The organism is Pseudomonas fluorescens, from assembly GCF_002022275.1.
GTDB lineage: Bacteria > Pseudomonadota > Gammaproteobacteria > Pseudomonadales > Pseudomonadaceae > Aquipseudomonas > Aquipseudomonas fluorescens_AJ.
Map to the genome: position 1 here is coordinate 1 of NZ_MSDF01000014.1, position 18982 is coordinate 18982.

Annotated in this window: 19 protein-coding genes; 10 read left to right on the forward strand and 9 right to left on the reverse strand. The window is 59.8% G+C overall.

The genetic code is table 11. The features are described from left to right. Positions 1-152: 152 nt before the first annotated feature. Complete coding sequence (tyrS, locus tag BFW87_RS08185; protein ID WP_078739375.1) at positions 153-1352, reverse strand: tyrosine--tRNA ligase; 1200 nt, start codon at positions 1350-1352, stop codon at positions 153-155. A gap of 209 nt (positions 1353-1561) precedes the next feature. On the opposite strand from tyrS, the gene BFW87_RS08190 reads away from it, so the two are divergent. After that, positions 1562-2974: a peptidoglycan DD-metalloendopeptidase family protein gene (locus tag BFW87_RS08190; protein ID WP_078739376.1), complete on the forward strand. Its 1413-nt coding sequence runs from the start codon at positions 1562-1564 to the stop codon at positions 2972-2974. A gap of 3 nt (positions 2975-2977) precedes the next feature. Beyond that, positions 2978-4069, forward strand: coding sequence for an anhydro-N-acetylmuramic acid kinase (locus tag BFW87_RS08195; protein ID WP_078739377.1), 1092 nt, complete (start codon positions 2978-2980; stop codon positions 4067-4069). 75 nt (positions 4070-4144) lie between these two features. Here BFW87_RS08195 and erpA read toward each other — a convergent pair whose 3' ends face one another. Continuing rightward, positions 4145-4495: an iron-sulfur cluster insertion protein ErpA gene (gene erpA, locus BFW87_RS08200; RefSeq protein WP_003176443.1), complete on the reverse strand. Its 351-nt coding sequence runs from the start codon at positions 4493-4495 to the stop codon at positions 4145-4147. 165 nt (positions 4496-4660) lie between these two features. Further along, positions 4661-5695, reverse strand: coding sequence for an N-acetyl-gamma-glutamyl-phosphate reductase (argC, locus tag BFW87_RS08205; RefSeq protein WP_078739378.1), 1035 nt, complete (start codon positions 5693-5695; stop codon positions 4661-4663). A 136-nt stretch (positions 5696-5831) separates the two neighbouring features. Between argC and hemJ the strand changes: the two genes are divergently transcribed. From hemJ to coq7, 6 genes are all read left to right on the forward strand, one after another. Next, positions 5832-6260: a protoporphyrinogen oxidase HemJ gene (gene hemJ / locus BFW87_RS08210; RefSeq protein ID WP_078739379.1), complete on the forward strand. Its 429-nt coding sequence runs from the start codon at positions 5832-5834 to the stop codon at positions 6258-6260. 24 nt (positions 6261-6284) lie between these two features. After that, positions 6285-7247 (forward strand): NAD(P)H-dependent flavin oxidoreductase, encoded by a 963-nt coding sequence (locus BFW87_RS08215; protein WP_078739380.1) that lies wholly within the window; start codon positions 6285-6287, stop codon positions 7245-7247. 67 nt (positions 7248-7314) lie between these two features. Then, a complete protein-coding gene (locus BFW87_RS08220; RefSeq protein ID WP_078739381.1) occupies positions 7315-8277 on the forward strand; it encodes a DUF805 domain-containing protein in 963 nt (320 codons plus the stop codon). 64 nt (positions 8278-8341) lie between these two features. After that, a complete protein-coding gene (locus BFW87_RS08225; protein ID WP_078739382.1) occupies positions 8342-9130 on the forward strand; it encodes an SDR family NAD(P)-dependent oxidoreductase in 789 nt (262 codons plus the stop codon). Positions 9131-9175: 45 nt separating this feature from the next. Beyond that, positions 9176-9514, forward strand: a complete 339-nt coding sequence (locus BFW87_RS08230; protein ID WP_003210943.1) for a histidine triad nucleotide-binding protein — start codon at positions 9176-9178, stop codon at positions 9512-9514. 117 nt (positions 9515-9631) lie between these two features. Further along, a complete protein-coding gene (gene coq7, locus BFW87_RS08235) occupies positions 9632-10279 on the forward strand; it encodes a 2-polyprenyl-3-methyl-6-methoxy-1,4-benzoquinone monooxygenase (RefSeq protein ID WP_078739383.1) in 648 nt (215 codons plus the stop codon). 50 nt (positions 10280-10329) lie between these two features. Here the strand turns inward: coq7 and BFW87_RS08240 are convergent, their stop codons facing one another. Further along, positions 10330-10752 (reverse strand): OsmC family protein, encoded by a 423-nt coding sequence (locus BFW87_RS08240; RefSeq protein WP_003210947.1) that lies wholly within the window; start codon positions 10750-10752, stop codon positions 10330-10332. Positions 10753-11000: 248 nt separating this feature from the next. Here BFW87_RS08240 and crp point away from each other — a divergent pair, with 248 nt between their 5' ends. Next, positions 11001-11645, forward strand: coding sequence for a cAMP-activated global transcriptional regulator CRP (crp, locus tag BFW87_RS08245; RefSeq protein ID WP_078739384.1), 645 nt, complete (start codon positions 11001-11003; stop codon positions 11643-11645). Here crp and BFW87_RS08250 read toward each other — a convergent pair. The 4 genes from BFW87_RS08250 to BFW87_RS08265 form a co-directional block, all read right to left on the reverse strand. After that, positions 11642-12337, reverse strand: a complete 696-nt coding sequence (locus tag BFW87_RS08250) for a lipoate--protein ligase family protein (RefSeq protein ID WP_078739385.1) — start codon at positions 12335-12337, stop codon at positions 11642-11644. The genes crp and BFW87_RS08250 overlap by 4 nt on opposite strands. 141 nt (positions 12338-12478) lie before the next feature. After that, entirely contained in the window at positions 12479-13315 is an 837-nt protein-coding gene (gene trpC / locus BFW87_RS08255) for an indole-3-glycerol phosphate synthase TrpC (protein WP_078739386.1), read from the reverse strand. Further along, positions 13312-14361: an anthranilate phosphoribosyltransferase gene (gene trpD, locus BFW87_RS08260; protein ID WP_078739387.1), complete on the reverse strand. Its 1050-nt coding sequence runs from the start codon at positions 14359-14361 to the stop codon at positions 13312-13314. The genes trpC and trpD overlap by 4 nt, the downstream gene beginning before the upstream one ends. 9 nt (positions 14362-14370) lie before the next feature. Then, positions 14371-14964: an aminodeoxychorismate/anthranilate synthase component II gene (locus tag BFW87_RS08265; RefSeq protein WP_078739388.1), complete on the reverse strand. Its 594-nt coding sequence runs from the start codon at positions 14962-14964 to the stop codon at positions 14371-14373. Between the two features lie 422 nt (positions 14965-15386). Here BFW87_RS08265 and estP point away from each other — a divergent pair, with 422 nt between their 5' ends. Continuing rightward, positions 15387-17309 carry an esterase EstP gene (gene estP, locus BFW87_RS08270; RefSeq protein WP_078739389.1) on the forward strand — a complete coding sequence of 641 codons (1923 nt, stop codon included), beginning with the start codon at positions 15387-15389 and terminating at the stop codon, positions 17307-17309. Positions 17310-17447: 138 nt separating this feature from the next. Here estP and trpE read toward each other — a convergent pair whose 3' ends face one another. Further along, the gene (gene trpE / locus BFW87_RS08275) at positions 17448-18929 is read right to left on the reverse strand and encodes an anthranilate synthase component I (RefSeq protein WP_078739390.1); all 1482 of its coding nucleotides are present in this window, start codon (positions 18927-18929) and stop codon (positions 17448-17450) included. Positions 18930-18982 lie beyond the last annotated feature (53 nt).

Consider the following 18982-nt stretch of genomic DNA (forward strand, 5'->3'; position numbering starts at 1 on the left):
ACCAACTCCTTCTGGGCTTCGATGAACTGAAGCAACTCGCTGTCGAATCTTGCGTAACTCTTTGTTTACCAAGGAGTTTTCCGTTTCGACTGCGCCGGAAGTGGGGCGAATTATAGACAGATATAAAACGCCGTCAACACCTAATTTCAGTTTTATTCGGATTTGAGCGTAATACGCGCAAATGCCTTCTTGCCGGCCTGGCAAACGTGAGTCGCGCCCAGCTCGTATATAAAGGTGCGATCCACAACCTCACCATCTATACGCACACCACCGGAACTCAACAGGTCACGTGCAACCGCCGAGTTCTTCACCAGGCCTGCCTTATTAAGGACAGCAGCAATCGGCATTGCTTCCGCAGCGCTCAGCTCGATCTCCGGCAGATCGTCCGGCAGCTCGCCATCCTTCATACGGTTACCCGCAGCACGGTGAGCGTTCGCCGCAGCCTCTTCACCATGGAAGCGCGCTACGATCTCTTCAGCCAGCTTGATCTTCACGTCACGCGGATTGGCACCCGCCTCTACATCAGCACGCAGCGCATCAATCTCATCCATCGAGCGGAAGCTCAACAGCTCGAAGTAACGCCACATCAGCGCATCCGGAATCGAGACAAGCTTGCCGTACATTACGCCCGGCGCTTCCTGGATACCGACATAGTTACCCAAAGACTTGGACATCTTCTTGACGCCATCCAACCCTTCCAGCAACGGCATGGTCAGAATGCACTGGGCCTCTTGCCCATACGCACGCTGCAGCTCGCGCCCCATCAGCAGGTTGAACTTCTGATCGGTACCGCCCAGCTCAACGTCCGCGCGCAATGCGACCGAGTCATACCCCTGAACCAGCGGGTAAAGGAACTCGTGAATAGCGATTGGCTGATTGGTGGAGTAGCGCTTATCGAAGTCATCACGCTCAAGCATGCGCGCAACGGTGTACTGGGAAGTCAGGCGAATGAAGTCAGCCGGCCCCATCTGGTCCATCCAGGTGGAGTTGAACGCCACCTCGGTCTTGGCCGGATCAAGAATCTTGAATACCTGGGTCTTGTAGGTCTCGGCATTGTCGAGAACCTGCTCACGGGTCAGCGGCGGACGCGTTGCGCTCTTGCCACTCGGATCACCGATCATCCCGGTGAAGTCACCTATAAGGAAGATGACCTGATGCCCCAGCTCCTGGAACTGACGCAGCTTATTAATAAGCACGGTATGACCCAGGTGCAGATCCGGCGCCGTCGGATCAAAGCCGGCCTTGATACGCAGGGGTTGGCCACGCTTGAGCTTTTCGATCAGCTCAGCTTCGACCAACAGTTCTTCCGCACCACGTTTTATCAGCGCTAGCTGCTCTTCAACCGACTTCATAACAGACCCGCAAGGCTCAGATTCAAAAGGGAACCAACCATACAAGATCAGGGACTAATTACAAGTTTTGCCCTGCGCACGGACACCGTTCAGCAAGCCCAGCGTTCGCGAGCTTGCACCACAGATGATTTGGTTATATTTTATACAGTTATTTCATCTTCATCATGTCATTCATCTTTTCCATTTCATCTTCAAAGTCAAAATTACTTATGACCACAGAACCGTCTAAAGCGCCGCCGCTTTACCCGAAGACCCACCTGCTCGCTGCAAGTGGTATCGCCGCTCTTCTCAGCCTGGCACTCCTGGTATTCCCTTCCAGTGACGTAGAAGCCAAACGAACATCCCTGAGCCTTGACCTGGAAAGTCCAGTTGAACAACTGACACAAGATCAAGACGCTTCCGACGCGCAACAAGCCACAAACGCACCAGCAGAATCCCCGTTTGCACAGATAGAAAGCACGCCCGAAGACACTAAACAGGCCGCTGAGGAACAGCCTGCACCGGCCGTCGCCAAAAACCCTCAGCACCGCGAAGTGATCGTGGCCAAAGGCGACACACTCTCAACGCTGTTCGAGAAGGTCGGCCTGCCCGCCGCTACTGTTAATGAGGTGCTGGCCAGCGATAAACAAGCCAAGCAGTTCACTCAACTCAAACATGGCCAGAAGCTTGAATTTGAACTGACACCCGACGGCCAGCTGAACAACCTGCACAGCAGCGTCAGCGACCTTGAAAGCATCACCCTGACCAAAGGCACCAAAGGGTTTGCCTTCAACCGCGTCACCACCAAACCGGTGATGCGCTCCGCCTACGTGCACGGCGTAATCAACAGCTCGCTGTCGCAGTCTGCTGCCCGCGCCGGCTTGTCCCACAGCATGACCATGGACATGGCCAGCGTGTTTGGCTACGACATCGACTTCGCCCAGGACATCCGCCAGGGTGACGAATTCGACGTGATCTACGAGCAGAAAGTCGCCAACGGCAAAGTGGTCGGCACCGGCGCCATTCTTTCCGCGCGCTTCACCAACCGTGGCAAGACCTACACCGCCGTTCGCTACACCAACAAACAAGGCAACAGCAGCTACTACACCGCCGACGGCAACAGCATGCGCAAGGCATTCATTCGTACGCCGGTGGACTTCGCCCGCATCAGCTCGCGTTTCTCCATGGGGCGCAAGCATCCCATCCTGAACAAAATCCGTGCCCACAAAGGCGTCGACTATGCTGCCCCGCGTGGCACGCCAATCAAGGCGGCAGGTGATGGCAAGGTGCTGTTGGCTGGCCGTCGTGGCGGCTATGGCAATACCGTGATCATCCAGCACGGCAACACTTACCGCACGCTGTATGGCCACATGCAAGGCTTCGCCAAGGGCGTGTCGACCGGCAGTAACGTGAAGCAAGGCCAGGTGATTGGCTATATCGGCACCACTGGCCTCTCCACCGGTCCTCACTTGCACTATGAGTTCCAGGTCAACGGCGTCCATGTCGACCCGCTGGGCCAGAAACTGCCAATGGCTGACCCGATCGCCAAGGCTGAACGCGCGCGCTTCCTCCAGCAGAGCCAACCGTTGATGGCACGCATGGACCAGGAGCGTTCCACCCTGCTGGCTTCGGCGAAGCGCTGAGCCATGCCGCGCTATATAGGTGTGATGTCCGGGACCAGCCTTGATGGCCTGGATATCGCCCTGATCGAACAAGACCCGGCGATCAATCTGATCGCCACCCACTACATTCCCATGCCGGAGAGCCTGCGCGCCGAGCTGCTTGGCCTGTGCGCCAGCGGCCCGGACGAGATCGCCCGCTCGGCGGTTGCCCAGCAACACTGGGTGACACTCGCAGCGCAAGGCATCGGCGCCTTGCTGGAGCAGCAGAACCTCAAGCCACAAGACATTCGCGCGATTGGCAGCCATGGGCAGACCATTCGTCATGAACCGGCACGCGGTTTCACCGTGCAGATCGGCAACCCGGCGCTGCTCACCGAGCTGACCGGCATCACCGTGGTCAGCGACTTCCGCAGTCGCGACGTGGCCGCCGGCGGCCAAGGCGCGCCTTTGGTACCAGCCTTCCATGAAGCGTTATTTGGCGAGCGCACCGGCAACCGCGCCGTACTTAATGTTGGCGGCTTCAGCAACCTCAGCCTGATCGAGACCGGCAAACCTGTCGCCGGCTTCGATTGCGGCCCAGGTAATGTCCTGCTGGATGCCTGGATCCATCATCAGCGTGGCGAGCACTTTGATCGTGACGGCCAATGGGCGGCCAGCGGCAGGATCGAACCTCAGCTACTCAGCGCCCTGCTCAGCGACCCGTTCTTCCAGACCACGGGCCCTAAGAGCACCGGGCGTGAAGTGTTCAACTTGAGCTGGTTGCAACAGCACCTCGGCAGACTGCCATCGTTTCAGCCCCAGGATGTACAGGCAACCCTGCTGGAACTGACTGCGCTGACCATCGTTGAGTCTCTGCAATCTGCGCAATCGGAGACTGAAACCTTGCTGATCTGCGGCGGCGGCGCGCATAACGCCACGCTGATGAACCGCTTGGCCGCGCTGCTGCCGTCCACCCAAGTCAACAGCACTGCCAGCTACGGCGTAGACCCGGATTGGGTCGAAGCCATGGCCTTCGCCTGGCTGGCCCATTGCTGCCTCGAAGGCATCGCCGCCAACCGCCCCAGCGTCACTGGCGCACGCGGGCTTCGAGTACTGGGCGCGATCTACCCCGCCTGAATCACAGACGGCAAAACGCCGCTTGGCCTCACAGCCAAGCGGCGTTTTTTTATGCCTTGTGAATCAGGCTATCGATCAGATCGAGAACGAAGACCCGCAACCACAAGTAGTGGTGGCATTCGGGTTCTTGATCACGAAGCGCGAACCTTCCAGACCTTCCTGGTAATCCACCTCGGCACCTGCCAGGTATTGGAAGCTCATCGGATCCACAACCAGGCTTACGCCCTCGCGCTCGACAATAGTGTCGTCGTCGGCCACGTCTTCATCGAAGGTAAAACCGTACTGAAATCCTGAACAACCGCCGCCCGTAACAAATACGCGCAGCTTCAAGCGATCATTACCCTCTTCATCGACCAGGCTCTTCACCTTGTGCGCAGCACCGTGGGTGAATTGCAAAGCCGTGGGGGTGAAGGACTCAACGCTCATGCTGATAATCTCCCGGCGTACCGCCGCCATATGCGTAATGGCGGGCATTATCCGCTTCTCCTAGAAAAGCGGTCAACTATTGTTACGGTATATCAATCTGCGTTGCCGCCATTAAAAACACAAAAGGCCCGATCAACGGGCCTTTTGCGCATCAACACAGAACGCTTAAGGCAGCATGCCCGCGTGGGACAGGCCCAGCTTCTCGTCCAGGCCGAACAGAATGTTCATGTTCTGCACCGCCTGGCCCGACGCGCCCTTGACCAAATTATCGATGACGGACAGTACCACCACCAGGTCGCCATCCTGCGGACGGTGCACGGCAATCCGGCACACGTTGGCACCGCGTACGCTGCGGGTTTCCGGGTGGCTGCCGGCCGGCATTACGTCGACGAACGGCTCGTTGGCATAACGCTTTTCAAACAGCGCCTGCAGATCAACCGAGCGATCAACCACGGTGGCGTAGAGCGTGGAGTGAATGCCACGGATCATCGGCGTCAGGTGCGGCACGAAGGTCAGCCCCACGTCCTTACCGGCGGCGCGACGCAAGCCCTGGCGGATTTCCGGCAAGTGACGATGCCCTTTTACTGCGTAGGCCTTCATGCTTTCCGACGTCTCGGAGTACAACGAACCTACAGCCGCGCCACGACCGGCACCGCTCACGCCCGACTTGCAGTCAGCAATCAAACGCGAGGTATCCGCCAGACCGGCTTCGAGCAATGGCAAAAAGCCCAGCTGGGTGGCGGTTGGATAGCAACCCGGCACGGCGATCAGGCGCGCTTGCTGGATCTGCTCACGGTTGACTTCCGGCAGGCCGTAAACCGCCTCCTCCAACAACTCAGGCGCACCATGCGGCTGGCCGTACCACTTGGCCCACTCATCAGCATCCTGCAGGCGGAAGTCGGCGGACAAGTCGATGACCTTGGTGCCCGCAGCCAGCAGTTCGCCAGCCAACGCATGAGCAACACCGTGCGGCGTGGCGAAGAACACCACATCACAGGCACCCAGGGTCTTGATGTCCGGCACGCTGAACGCCAGGCCGTCATAGTGGCCTCGCAGGTTCGGGTACATATCGGCCACGGCCAGTCCGGCCTCGGATCGGGAGGTGATAACCACTACCTCAGCTTGCGGATGCTGAGCCAACAGACGCAGCAATTCGACACCGGTGTAACCCGTGCCGCCGACGATACCGACCTTGACCATAAACCTGCCCTCAACGAACCCACTGGAAAGCCGTCGATAATAGGGGCCGTATCGTCCTGCGACAACCGTCAACGTGACGTGCGGGCGCATGAGCCACTACTATCTTCAGTTACCGTGAACCTGGGAATAACTAAAAATGCTTTATCTATGGGTCAAAGCCTTTCATATCGTCAGCATTGTCTGCTGGTTTGCCGCGCTGTTTTACCTGCCGCGCCTGTTCGTCTACCACGCGCAAAGCGAGGACACCGTCAGCAAGGAACGCTTCAGCCTCATGGAGCGCAAGTTGTACCGGGGCATCATGGGCCCGGCGATGATCGCCAGCCTGGTCTTCGGCATCTGGTTGATCTACCTGAACCCGAGCATTTTCCAAACCGGCGCCTGGATCCACGCCAAGCTGACCCTCGTGGTCGTGCTGATCGGCTACCACCACATGTGCGGCGCACAGGTAAAACGCTTTGCCCGTGGCGAAAACACCCGCAGCCATGTCTTTTATCGCTGGTTCAATGAAGTGCCGGTTCTGATATTGCTGGCTATCGTAATTTTGGTCGTGGTCAAACCGTTCTAATTTCAATCACACGGGGTACCTCCAATGTCGCTGCCCGCTCTGCTTGAACAACGTCTGCGCCTGCCTGTCGTGGTGGCGCCGATGTTTTTGATTTCCAACCCGCAACTGGTCCTCGCGTGCTGTCGCAATGGGGTGGTCGGGAGCTTCCCGGCGCTCAACCAACGCGAAAGCAGTGGTTTCAAGGCCTGGCTGGAAGAAATCGAAGCAGGCCTGGCGCAACTGGATAACCCCGCGCCGTATGCCGTGAACCTGATCGTGCACAACAGCAACCCACGGCTGGAAGCTGACCTGGCGATCTGCGTCGAGCACAAAGTGCCGATCGTCATCACCAGCCTGGGTGCCGTTAAAGAGCTGGTGGACGCCGTGCACAGTTACGGCGGCCTGGTCTTTCATGACGTCACCACCCGACGCCATGCCGAGAAAGCGGCTGAAGCTGGTGTGGATGGGCTGATCGCTGTGGCTGCGGGCGCCGGTGGGCATGCCGGCACCTGGAGCCCGTTCGCGCTGATTGCCGAGATTCGCCAGTTCTTCGACAAAACCCTGCTTTTAGCGGGTTGCCTCAACCACGGCCACGAAGTTCTCGCCGCCCAATTGCTCGGCGCAGACCTCGCCTATTTCGGCACGCGGTTTATCGGCACCACTGAAAGCCACGCCCCGGATGCCTATAAGGAGATGCTGCTCACATCGCGCGCCGCCGACATCGTGCACACTCCCGCTGTCTCCGGCGTGCCCGCCAGCTTTATGCGCCAGAGCCTGGAAAACGCCGGTTTCGACCTCGCCGCCCTGCAAGGTAAAGGCGAAGTCAACTTCGGTTCCAAGCTCAAACCGTTAAGCGACGAGGCCAAGGCCTGGAAAACGGTATGGTCCGCTGGCCAGGGCGTCGGTGAGATTGATGACCTTCCAGGCGTCGATGAACTCGTTGCACGCCTGGATGCCGAATATCGCAAGGCACGTGAGCACGCTGCGCAGTTACACTGGCCACGCTGACACCGACAGGCCCGCCAAAGAGCCGGCCTGCATTTCTCCTTCCTGATCAAGTGACAAGGATGCCCGCATGAGCGACAACCGTTTCAAGATTGTGTTTGATGGGACCTTGCTCCCGGGTGTCGAAAGCACCACCGCCAAGCTCAACCTCGCCGAGCTGTTCAAAAGCGATGTCGCCGCCATCGAAAAGCTCTTCACCGGCCGCCCGGTTGCGCTCAAGCGCGACCTGTCGCGCAGCGATGCCGAAACCTACCTCACTGCGCTGAAAAATGCCGGGGTTGATGCACGTATCGAAGAAGAGCAGCCGGTGGCCTTCAGCCTGGCTGAAACTCACGAGACCGATGCCGGCGCTTCCGACTTCTCGCGTCCCGCCGCTTCGCCCTATGCGCCGCCACGTGCCGCGGTGGGTGAGTATCAAGACGAGTTCTCAACCCTCAAAGTGTTCACCATCCACGGGCGTATCGGTCGCCTGCGTTATCTGGCATGGACACTGGTGCTGACCATTGCGATGCTGGTCGCAGGCGGCATTCTTTCCACCGCAGGCTTCGCCATCGCGACTGCTTCGCCCACGCTGGCTACTATTTTCGGCGTGCTGACGGGTCTGGCGTTGTTTGTTGCGATTGTCTGGGTCAGCGTGCAAATCGGCGTGCAACGCCTGCACGACCTGGGGTGGTCCGGCTGGTTGTACCTGCTGAACCTGGTGCCGCTGGTCAACAGCGTTTTCCCGATCTTGCTGCTGGTACTTCCGGGCAATTCAGGCGCCAACCAATACGGTCCTCCTCCGCCACGCAACTCCACAGCAGTGAAAGTGCTGGCTACCCTGTGGCTGGCGTTCATTCCGGTGCTGCTTGCCATCGTGGTCACACTGGGCATGAACGGCTACCTGAACCAGCTCGAAGCCAACATGGACAGCAGCTACGAAAGCAGCTCCATCAACGCGGATGACGACACCGACCAGAGCGTGATCGTTGATGAAGAAGCAGCGCAGAGTGCTGACGACACGGCCGAACCTGTAGACTCTCCGGAACAGTAAAGAAACGCCCGCCCGCCTGTGACGCCTGTGTCACAGGCCCGGCGGCGTTGCGATGGAGAAAGGCATGACCCGTTACGCTCTGATCACCGGCGCCTCCAGCGGCATCGGCCTGGCCTTGGCCGAAGCCCTCGCCCGTCGCGGCCGCAGCTTGATTCTGGTGGCCCGCCAGCGTGATCAGTTGGAAAGCATCGCAATCGAATTGACTCAGCGCTTCGGCGTCGAGGTGCTGTTTCGTGCCTGCGACCTGGGCGAGCCGCTGCGTTTGTCCGGGTTCTTGCTGGAACTTGAGGAAGGCGAGCGGCAGATCGACCTGCTGGTCAACTGCGCCGGCATGGGCACCAGCGGGCCATTCCTGGCCCAGGACTGGATGACCGAGCAGGACCTGATCGAAGTCAACGTACTGGCCCTCACGCGTATGTGCCACGCCCTTGGCAACGCGATGGCCCTGCATGGCGGCGGGCAGATACTCAACGTGGCCTCGGTTGCAGCCTTTCAGCCTGGCCCCTGGATGAGCAGCTACTACGCCAGCAAGGCGTATGTGCTGCACTTCTCCGAAGGCTTGCGCGAAGAATTGAAAACCAGTGGCATCAAGGTTTCGGTCCTGTGCCCAGGCCCGACGCGCACCGCGTTTTTCGGCACCGCACAGATGGACACTGCCAAGCTCGACCGCAGCGCACAACTGATGCGCCCGGAAGAAGTCGCGCTCTATACCGTGCGCGCGCTGGAAAAAAACAAAGCCATCATCATTCCCGGTCGACGTAACCGCTGGCTGGCCTTTAGCCCGCGTTTCAGCCCACGCTGGCTGACCCGCAAGATCGCCGGCGCCATCAACAAAGCCTATCTCCCGCGCTGACCGCGTGGGTAAACTCCCCTGCACTTTCACCATGGAGAAACAGCTGTGGATACTCTGTTCACCAAGATCATCAACCGGGAAATACCGGCGAAGATCATCTATGAAGATGACCAGGTCCTCGCCTTCCACGACATCGCCCCGATGGCACCCGTGCATTTTCTGGTCATTCCGAAAAAACCGATCCGCACCCTCAATGACCTGACGGAAGAAGACAAAGCCCTGGCAGGCCACATCCTGTTCACTGCCCAGCGTCTGGCCGTGGAACAAGGCTGCGAGAAAGGTTTTCGCGTGGTCATGAATTGCAACGAAGACGGCGGGCAGACCGTTTATCACATTCATATGCACGTGTTGGGTCAGCGCCAGATGAACTGGCCGCCGGGCTGATACAGCCGCCACATTGGGTCGCGGCCGCAGGCTGCGACGCCATGCCCTTGACTCAGCGCAAACGCTTCACCCTCTCTTGCGGTAAACTGGCCGCCGAGATTCTTCCCGGAGGTCAGCATGACTACCCAACGTCACTACTCGCCGATTGATCGTCTGTTGCTGCAAGCCGACATGGCCATGCGCACGCTGTTGCCGTTCAGCGGCCAACCGTACCGCCCATCGCCCGCCATCGTGCAGCCGGACGCACAACTGAGCGAGACCGACACCCGCCACGTCGCCGGCCTGATGCGCATCAACCATACCGGCGAAGTCTGCGCCCAGGCGCTGTACCAGGGCCAGGCGCTGACCGCCAAGCTGCCACAGGTACGTGCAGCCATGGAGCACGCGGCCGAAGAAGAAATCGATCACCTGGCCTGGTGCGAACAACGCATTCGCCAGCTGGGCAGCCACCCCAGCGTACTGAACCCGCTGTTTTACGGCCTGTCGTTCGGCATCGGCGCCGCCGCCGGCCTGATCAGCGACAAGGTCAGCCTGGGTTTCGTCGCGGCCACCGAGCATCAAGTGTGCAAGCACCTGGATGAACACCTGGAGCAACTGCCGGCCGAAGACGAAAAGTCTCGGGCGATTCTTGAGCAGATGCGCATTGATGAAGCACATCACGCAGACAGCGCGCTGGATGCCGGCGGTTTCCGCTTCCCGGCGCCGGTGCGGTTTGGCATGAGTTTGTTGGCCAAGGTCATGACCAAAAGCACGTACCGAATCTAAAAAGCAAAAAAGGGCGCCATCAGGCGCCCTTTTCATTGGCCGATCCGCAATCAGCCCAGCTCAATAATCTCGTAATCATGGGTGATCGCCACACCGGCCGCGCCGAGCATGATCGAGGCCGAGCAATACTTCTCTGCCGACAGCTCGATGGCACGCTTGACCTGAGCTTCCTTCAACGCCCGCCCCTTCACCACAAAATGCATGTGGATCCTGGTAAACACTTTGGGATCTTCTGTGGCGCGTTCAGCTTCCAGAAAAGCTTCGCAGCTCTCCACCGCCTGGCGGGACTTCTTCAGGATGCTGACCACGTCGAAATTGCTGCAACCGCCGACACCCAGCAGGAGCATTTCCATCGGGCGTACACCCAGGTTACGGCCACCGGCTTCCGGCGGGCCGTCCATCACCACAACATGGCCACTGCCCGACTCACCGAGGAACATGGCCTCGCCCGCCCATTGGATGCGTGCCTTCATCGCCCAGACTCCACTGCTAAAAAAGGGTCGCCAGCTTAGCACAGGCCCTCGAACCCGCAGCGCCTCTCATGAAAGCGATCAATGACAGCGTTTAGTCAGTAAATTCGCTGATCGAGTCAGAATGTGTCTGGTAAGCTGGCGCCAATTCAATGGCGCATTGCCATCCTTTGTACGGCGTGTATCAATGCTGATACCGCTGGATAAAAAATAACTCCAATTACACTGCGCAGTCTTTTCGGGATACAACCATGGTTGCTCTTACTCCCACACCCAAAATCAAGAATCTCGACAAGCTGTTGATGCACTGCCAACGCCGGCGCTACCCGGTCAAGCACAACATCATTTGTGCAGGCGAACGTTCCGAAACACTGTTCTTCATCATCAAGGGCTCCGTCACCATCCTGATCGAGGATGAAGACGGCCGCGAGATGATCATCGCCTACCTCAACACCGGGGATTTCTTTGGAGAGCTTGGGTTATTCGAACAGGCCGGCAAAGAACAGGAACGCAGTGCCTGGGTGCGCGCCAAGGTCGAATGCGAAGTCGCCGAGATCAGCTATACGAAATTTCGCGAACTCGCCCAGCACGACCCGGACATTCTCTATGCATTGAGCGGCCAGATCGCCCAGCGCCTGCGCGATACCACCCGTAAAGTCGGCGACCTGGCCTTCTTTGACGTCACCGGCCGCGTTGCCCGGTGCTTGCTGGAACTGTGCAAGCAGCCCGACGCCATGACTCACCCCGATGGCATGCAAATCAAGGTCACGCGCCAGGAAATCGGGCGCATTGTCGGCTGCTCACGGGAGATGGTCGGCCGCGTGCTCAAAGACCTGGAAGAGCGCAACCTGGTGCACGTCAAAGGCAAGACGATGGTGGTGTTTGGTACGCGTTAAGCCGGCAGGAAATTGGCCAGCATCCGACGGTACGAGGCATCCAGCCGGGTGATCGCATCCGGCGCGGGGAAGGCTTCGTGCAGCGCAATATGGCTGTCAGCGCGCACGCGCTGGTCGAGGCCACAGGCTTCATTGAAGCGATTGACCGCCGCAATCAGTTCGTCGCGGTCGTTATCCAGCAGCATGGCACCGTGCACCAACCCTACCGGGCGGCCGCCGCTTTGCCGCCAGCGCTGGGCAGTGCCGACCATCTTGCGGCCATTGAGGTTGACGTTGTAGCGACCGTCGCAGAACGCGCCGTCGATTTCACCCACAGAAGCATCGCCGCCCAGTTCGATCAGTAAATCGCAGATCGGCTGGCACAAACGCAGGTAGCCCATTTCGATGCGTCCCTGATCACCTTCGCTGCGCGGTGGCGCATAAACCAGGGCGATATTGACGGTCGCGGCCGACTGCGGCACCGGCTCACCACCGGTTTCGCGCAGCAGTACCGGCCAACCGGCGTCGGCAGAGATTTTGCTGGCGGTTTCAAAGGCCGGCAACCGACTTAGACGGCGCGGCATGACCAAGGCTTGATCGCTCGGTTGCCAGAACAGCAGGCCGTATGGCTGCTCACCGGCGCTAACGGCCGCCAGCAAGGTTTGCTCGGCGGCAAGCCCAGCTTCAACCGTCATTCTTACTGGCTGAGTCATCGAACACCTATCTATCTGGATAAACACAAAACAAATGTGGGAGCTGGCTTGCCTGCGATGCAGACACCTCGGTGTATCAGTAATACCGAGGTGATGCTATCGCAGGCAAGCCAGCTCCCACATTTTTGACCGTGTTTCAGGTTAATCCAGGGTCGAACCGCTCACCGCACCACCACGCTCCGGGAAGAACAGTCGCTGCAATTCCGCCCCCGGGTTCTCGGCACGCATGAACGTCTCGCCCACCAGGAACGAGTACACCCCACTGATTTCCATCAGTTCCACGTCGGCACGGTTGACGATGCCACTCTCGGTAATTACCAGGCGGTCGCGCGGAATGCGCGGCAGCAGGTCGAGGGTGTTTTCCAGGCTGACTTCAAACGTGTGCAGGTTACGGTTGTTGACCCCCACCAGCGGTGTGTCGAGGGTTTTCAGGGCGCGTTCCAGCTCATCACCGTCGTGCACTTCCACCAGCACATCCAGGCCAACGCTTTTGGCCACGGCCGCCAACTCGGCCATCTTTACGTCATCCAGGGCGGAGACGATCAGCAGCACGCAGTCGGCGCCCAAGGCACGGGCTTCGACGATCTGGTACGGGTCGACCATGAAATCCTTGCGGATCACCGGCAACTTGCACGCCGCGCGCGCCTGTTGCAGGAACAGATCGGAACCCTGGAAATAGTCAATATCGGTCAGCACCGACAGGCACGTCGCGCCGCCCTTCTCATAACTGGCAGCAATCTCGGCCGGCACAAAGTGCTCGCGGATCACACCTTTGCTCGGCGAGGCCTTCTTGACCTCGGCGATCACGGCCGGCTGCTTGAGCTTGGCCTGGGCGATCAAGGCATTGGCGAAGCCGCGCGGAGCGTCGGCCAGTTTCGCCTGAGCTTCCAGCTCGGCCAGGCTGACACGCGCACGGCGCTCAGCGACTTCTTCGGCTTTGCGGGCCAGGATCTTTTCCAGAACGGTCGGAACACTCATCCTTCATTCTCCATCTTGAACACCGCAGTAAAGGCACCCAGTTCTTCGAGCTTCTCGCGAGCGAGCCCGGTGTGCAATGCATCGTGTGCGAGGGCCACGCCCTCTTTAAGACTGTAGGCGTGATCGGCGGCATACAGCGCCGCACCCGCGTTAAGCACAATCATCTCGGCGGCTTTCTGGCCGTTTTCAGTCTTGCGACGCCCCAAGGCGTCGCGAATCAGCTCCAGCGAGGCCGCCGGGCTTTCAACCGACAGGCCATGCAAACTCTGGCTTTTCATGCCGAGGTCTTCAGGTTCGACCCAATACTCAGTGACCTGGTCATTCTTCAGTTCTGCCACAAAGGTCGGTGCTGCCAGGCTGAATTCGTCCAGGCCATCTTTGGAATGCACCACCAACACATGCTTGCTCCCCAGGCGCTGCAAGACTTCGGCCAATGGCCGGCACAGTGCCTGGCTGAACACACCGACGACTTGATGTTTTACACCGGCCGGATTCGTAAGCGGGCCGAGCATGTTGAACAGGGTGCGCAGACCGAGGTCCTTGCGCGGGCCGGCGGCATATTTCATCGCGCCGTGGTGGGACTGGGCAAACATGAAGCCAATGCCGACGCTGTCGATGCAGCGCGCCACTTGTACTGGCGTGAGGTTCAGGTAGATCCCAGCCGCTTCCAGCAAGTCGGCGCTGCCGCTTTTGCCGGAAACCGCACGGTTACCGTGCTTGGCCACGGTGCAACCGGCCGCCGCGACCACAAAGGATGCGGCGGTCGACACGTTGAAAATATTCGCACCGTCACCGCCGGTGCCGACCACATCGACCACGCCGTCGAGGGTGTTGAGTTCGACCTTGTCCGCCAGCTCGCGCATGACGGAAACGGCACCGACGATTTCGTCGATGCTCTCGCTCTTCATGCGCATGGCCATCATGAACGCGCCGATCTGCGCGTCAGTGCATTGGCCGGTCATGATCTCGCGCATCACATCGCTCATTTCGGCGGTGCTCAGGTCGAGGTGGCCGACGATACGGCTCAGGGCAGTCTTGATATCCATGGAAAGTCCTTAGCGCGTGCCGCCGCTTTGCTTGAGAAAGTTGGCGAACAGCTCGTAGCCCTGCTCGGTCAGGATCGATTCAGGGTGAAATTGCACCCCTTCGATATTCAGTGTCTTGTGGCGCAGGCCCATGATCTCGTCGATCGAGCCGTCTTCCAACTGGGTCCAGGCGGTCAGCTCCAGGCATTCCGGCAAGGTTTCACGCTTGACCACCAGCGAGTGGTAACGCGTCACGGTGACCGGCAGGTTCAGGCCGTGGAAAACGCCCAGGTCTCTATGAAACACCGGGCTGGTCTTGCCGTGCATCACCTGGCGCGCACGCACCACATCACCACCAAAGGCCTGGCCGATGGACTGGTGGCCCAGGCACACGCCGAGGATCGGCAATTTGCCGGCGAAATACTGGATGGCTTCGAGGGAGATGCCCGCCTCGGTCGGCGTGCAGGGGCCGGGCGAAACCACAATGCGTTCGGGGTTCAACGCGGCGATTTCGGCGACCGTCAGTTCATCGTTGCGCACGACTTTAACCTCGGCACCGAGCTCGCCCAAGTACTGCACAACGTTGTAGGTAAAGGAATCGTAGTTATCAATCATCAGCAACATGTGGGTTCAAACCTCTTGAATTCACTGATTTCGAATGACCGCCTTCCAGAAGAGTGACCCGCTGCCAGACGCACGTTCCGGTTGCCGGGGTTAGCAGCAAGGGGCGTCGAACACAGGGTGAAGAAGGCAAATCGGTACAGGTCCGGCCGGGCCGGCAGAGAAAATGTCAGGCGCGCCAACGCCAACGGGCGTGTGCCTTGACTACTCGCATCAAGAGTTTGCTGATGATCAACACGGGGAGGGTCTCATTCATACGTTGGGGCACAGTAACGTAGCCTCGCCAGCGGTGCAATATGGAGCAGCGAATACGGGGGAATCGCTACAGAGTCTTTATAGGAAAAAACTGTTTTCTTAACGGAAAAGCCTGAATACATTGTCAGTGTTTCGCTTCCGATACAAAAACAACTAAATGGAATTTTTGCATGCTCAGAGCACCGTTGTTCGCGCCCCTCGCCGGCTGCCTTCTGTCATTGGCTTGCGCACAGGCTTTTGCAGCCTCCTCGCCGTACTCAACCATGGTGGTGTTCGGCGACAGCCTGGCGGATGCTGGCCAGTTCCCCGATGGTTCGAATGGGGCCACCTTGCGCTTTACCAACCGCACCGGCCCAACGTTTCAGGGCGATTACGGCCTGGTTTCCTCAACCTTGCTGGGCGCAAAGCTGGGCGTCGCGCCCAACGACTTGAACGCCTCCACCTCGCCGGTCCGCGCAGCACAAGGCTTGCCGGACGGGAATAACTGGGCGGTCGGTGGCTACCGCACCGACAACATTCTGGACTCCATCACCTCGGTCTCCAACGCGGCGATCCCACCCGGCAACCCCGGCGGCGGCACCGTATTGCGCAGTCGTCAGGGTTACCTGCCGGCGAACGGCGGCCTTGCCGACCCCAATGCGCTGTATTTCCTCTCCGGCGGCGGCAATGATTTCCTCCAGGGCCGCGTGCTCAGCCCGGGCCAGGCCGTCGCCGCCGGTGGGCGCCTGGCCGACAGCGCCCAAGCCCTGCAACAGGCCGGCGCACGCTACATCATGGTGTGGATGCTGCCCGACCTGGGCCTGACCCCGGCCATCAACGGCACGCCGTTGCAGGCATCGAGTTCGGCCCTGAGCAACATTTTTAACCAGTCGCTGGTACAGCGCCTGTCGCAGATCGACGCCCAGGTCATCCCGCTGAATATTCCGCTGTTGCTGAAAGAAACCTTCGCCGACCCCGCGCGCTTTGGCTTGGCCACCGGCCAGAACCTTACCGGTACCTGCTTCAGCGGCAACGGCTGCACCGCCAACGCAACCTACGGGATTGGCGGCACCAACCCCGACCCGACCAAGCTGATCTACAACGACTCGGTGCACCCCACCATCGCCGGGCAACGCTTGATCGCCGACTACGCCTATTCGCTGCTGGCCGCGCCTTGGGAGCTGACCTTGCTGCCGGAAATGGCCCAAGGCACCTTGCGCGCGCACCAGGACGAACTGCGCAACCAATGGCAGGCCGACAACGGCGCCTGGCAAGCCGTCGGGCAATGGCGCGCCATCGTCGCCGGCGGCGGCCAGCATCTGGACTTCGATGACCAAAGCAGCTCGGCCAGCGGTGACGGTAACGGTTACAACGTGAATGTCGGCGGCAGCTACCGGCTCGATGAAAACTGGCGCGTGGGTGTGGCCGCCGGGCTCTATCGCCAGACCCTTGAGGCCGGTGCCAGCGATTCGGACTACAAGCTCAACAGCTACATGGGCACTGCATTCGCGCAGTATCAAGAAAACCACCTGTGGGCCGATGCCGCGCTGACTGCCGGCAAGCTTGACTTCGACAGCCTCAAGCGCAAATTCGCCCTGGGCGTCAGCGAGGGTTCGGAAAAAGGCGACACCGACGGCTGGCTGTGGGCCTTGAGCGCACGGTTGGGCTATGACATTGCCGGGGCCGGCAGCGATTGGCACCTGTCGCCGTTCATCAGCGCCGACTACGCGCGGGTTGAGGTCGATGGCTATTCGGAAAAAGACAGCCGCTCCACGGCGCTGACGTTCGACGACCAGCAACGCGACTCCAAACGCCTTGGCGCGGGCTTGCAGGGCAGTTACCGCATCACGCCGCAAACCCAGGTGTTCGGCGAAGTGGCCCACGAGCATGAGTTCGAAAATGACACGCAGAAGGTGAGGATTTCACTCAACAGCGTGGCGGGGATCGATTTCAAACTGGACGGCTACACGCCGCGCAGCAATTCGGATCGCTTGAGCCTGGGCGTGAGCCACAAGCTCACGCAGGAGCTGGCGCTGCGGGCGGCGTATAACGTGAGGAAGGATGACAACCTGACCCAGCAAGGGGTCAATGTGGGGGTTAGCCTAGATTTCTGACACACCACAAAACAACTGTGGAAGCTGGCTTGTGTGGGAGCTGGCTTGCCTGCGATGCAGACACCTCGGTGTATCAGTAATACCGAGGGGATGCTATCGCAGGCAAGCCAGCTCCCACAGTTGAATGCGGATCGACAGTTAGCTTTGCGGAGTCTGCTCAGCCAACGCCACCGCACGAAACATCGCGCGGCGTTTGTTCAGGGTTTCTTCCCACTCAAGCGCCGGCACCGAATCCGCCACAATCCCGCCGCCCGCCTGCACGTGCAGTTCACCGTCCTTGATCACCGCGGTACGGATCGCAATCGCGGTGTCCATATTGCCGTTCCAGGCGAAATACCCCACGGCGCCGCCGTACACGCCACGTTTGACCGGCTCCAGTTCGTCGATGATTTCCATCGCACGGATCTTCGGCGCGCCCGACAAGGTGCCCGCCGGCAGAATCGCGCGCAGTGCGTCCATCGCGGTCAACCCGGCCTTCAGCTCGCCGGTCACGTTGGACACAATGTGCATCACGTTGGAATAACGCTCGATCACCATCTTCTCGGTGAGCTTCACCGAACCGATTTCCGACACACGCCCGGTGTCATTACGACCCAGGTCAATCAGCATCAGGTGCTCGGCGATTTCCTTGTCGTCGCTGAGCAGGTCTTCTTCCAGCGCCACATCCTCTTCTTCGGTCGCGCCCCGCGGGCGAGTCCCGGCGATCGGGCGCACGGTAATCAGATTGTCTTCGACCCGCACCAGCACTTCCGGCGAACTGCCGACGACGTGGAAGTCGCCGAAGTTGAAGAAGTACATATAAGGCGTCGGGTTGAAGCAGCGCAGCGCACGGTACAGGTCGATCGGCGCGGCTTTGAAGTCGATGGACATCCGTTGCGACGGCACGACCTGCATGCAGTCACCGGCGAGGATGTATTCCTTGATGGTATCAACCGCGCGCTCGTAGTCATTCTGGGTAAAGCTGGAACGAAAGATCGGGTCGGCGGCCGGCGGACGGCTGAGGTCCAGGCCGCGACGCGGGGTGATCGGCTGGCGCAGTTTTTCCAGCAAGGCTTCGAGGCTGGCCTGGCCTTGTTCGAACGCATCCGCCTGGGACGGGTCGGCGAGCACAATCGCATGCATCTTGCCGGCAAGGTTGTCGAACACCACCACCGCGTCGGAGACCATCAGCAAAATGTCCGGCACGCCCAGCGGGTCCGGGTTCGGGCATTTGCCCAAGCGCTTTTCCACGTAACGCACGCAGTCGTAGCCGAAGTAACCGACCAGGCCACCGTTAAAACGCGGCAGGCCAGCAATGGTCGGCACGTTATAACGCGCCTTAAAGGCTTCGACGAACGCCAGCGGGTCTTCCACGTCATGGCTTTCGATCTCGACGCCGTCGTGGGTGATGCTCACGTGGTGGTCGTGAACCCGCATGACGGTGCGGCACGGCAGGCCGATGATCGAGTAACGGCCCCACTTCTCGCCGCCCTGTACCGATTCCAACAGATAGGAGTTGGGCTCGTCGGCCAGTTTCAGGTAGATCGACAGCGGCGTGTCGAAGTCGGCCAGGGTTTCGCAGGCCATGGGAATACGGTTGTAGCCGGCAGCGGCCAAACGCAGGAATTCTTCGCGGATCATGAGGTGCCTCGTGGCTTGAGGGTCTAACAGTCAGGTGTGCAAACGTGCCGCAA

What these genes read in the sequence shown, in the direction of transcription:
- tyrS (WP_078739375.1), bottom strand. Translation starts at nt 1,352, where the DNA reads ATGAAGTCGGTTGAAGAGCAGCTAGCGCTGATAAAACGTGGTGCGGAA.
- BFW87_RS08190 (WP_078739376.1), top strand. Translation starts at nt 1,562, where the DNA reads ATGACCACAGAACCGTCTAAAGCGCCGCCGCTTTACCCGAAGACCCAC.
- BFW87_RS08195 (WP_078739377.1), top strand. Translation starts at nt 2,978, where the DNA reads ATGCCGCGCTATATAGGTGTGATGTCCGGGACCAGCCTTGATGGCCTG.
- erpA (WP_003176443.1), bottom strand. Translation starts at nt 4,495, where the DNA reads ATGAGCGTTGAGTCCTTCACCCCCACGGCTTTGCAATTCACCCACGGT.
- argC (WP_078739378.1), bottom strand. Translation starts at nt 5,695, where the DNA reads ATGGTCAAGGTCGGTATCGTCGGCGGCACGGGTTACACCGGTGTCGAA.
- hemJ (WP_078739379.1), top strand. Translation starts at nt 5,832, where the DNA reads ATGCTTTATCTATGGGTCAAAGCCTTTCATATCGTCAGCATTGTCTGC.
- BFW87_RS08215 (WP_078739380.1), top strand. Translation starts at nt 6,285, where the DNA reads ATGTCGCTGCCCGCTCTGCTTGAACAACGTCTGCGCCTGCCTGTCGTG.
- BFW87_RS08220 (WP_078739381.1), top strand. Translation starts at nt 7,315, where the DNA reads ATGAGCGACAACCGTTTCAAGATTGTGTTTGATGGGACCTTGCTCCCG.
- BFW87_RS08225 (WP_078739382.1), top strand. Translation starts at nt 8,342, where the DNA reads ATGACCCGTTACGCTCTGATCACCGGCGCCTCCAGCGGCATCGGCCTG.
- coq7 (WP_078739383.1), top strand. Translation starts at nt 9,632, where the DNA reads ATGACTACCCAACGTCACTACTCGCCGATTGATCGTCTGTTGCTGCAA.
- BFW87_RS08240 (WP_003210947.1), bottom strand. Translation starts at nt 10,752, where the DNA reads ATGAAGGCACGCATCCAATGGGCGGGCGAGGCCATGTTCCTCGGTGAG.
- crp (WP_078739384.1), top strand. Translation starts at nt 11,001, where the DNA reads ATGGTTGCTCTTACTCCCACACCCAAAATCAAGAATCTCGACAAGCTG.
- BFW87_RS08250 (WP_078739385.1), bottom strand. Translation starts at nt 12,337, where the DNA reads ATGACTCAGCCAGTAAGAATGACGGTTGAAGCTGGGCTTGCCGCCGAG.
- trpC (WP_078739386.1), bottom strand. Translation starts at nt 13,315, where the DNA reads ATGAGTGTTCCGACCGTTCTGGAAAAGATCCTGGCCCGCAAAGCCGAA.
- trpD (WP_078739387.1), bottom strand. Translation starts at nt 14,361, where the DNA reads ATGGATATCAAGACTGCCCTGAGCCGTATCGTCGGCCACCTCGACCTG.
- BFW87_RS08265 (WP_078739388.1), bottom strand. Translation starts at nt 14,964, where the DNA reads ATGTTGCTGATGATTGATAACTACGATTCCTTTACCTACAACGTTGTG.
- estP (WP_078739389.1), top strand. Translation starts at nt 15,387, where the DNA reads ATGCTCAGAGCACCGTTGTTCGCGCCCCTCGCCGGCTGCCTTCTGTCA.
- trpE (WP_078739390.1), bottom strand. Translation starts at nt 18,929, where the DNA reads ATGATCCGCGAAGAATTCCTGCGTTTGGCCGCTGCCGGCTACAACCGT.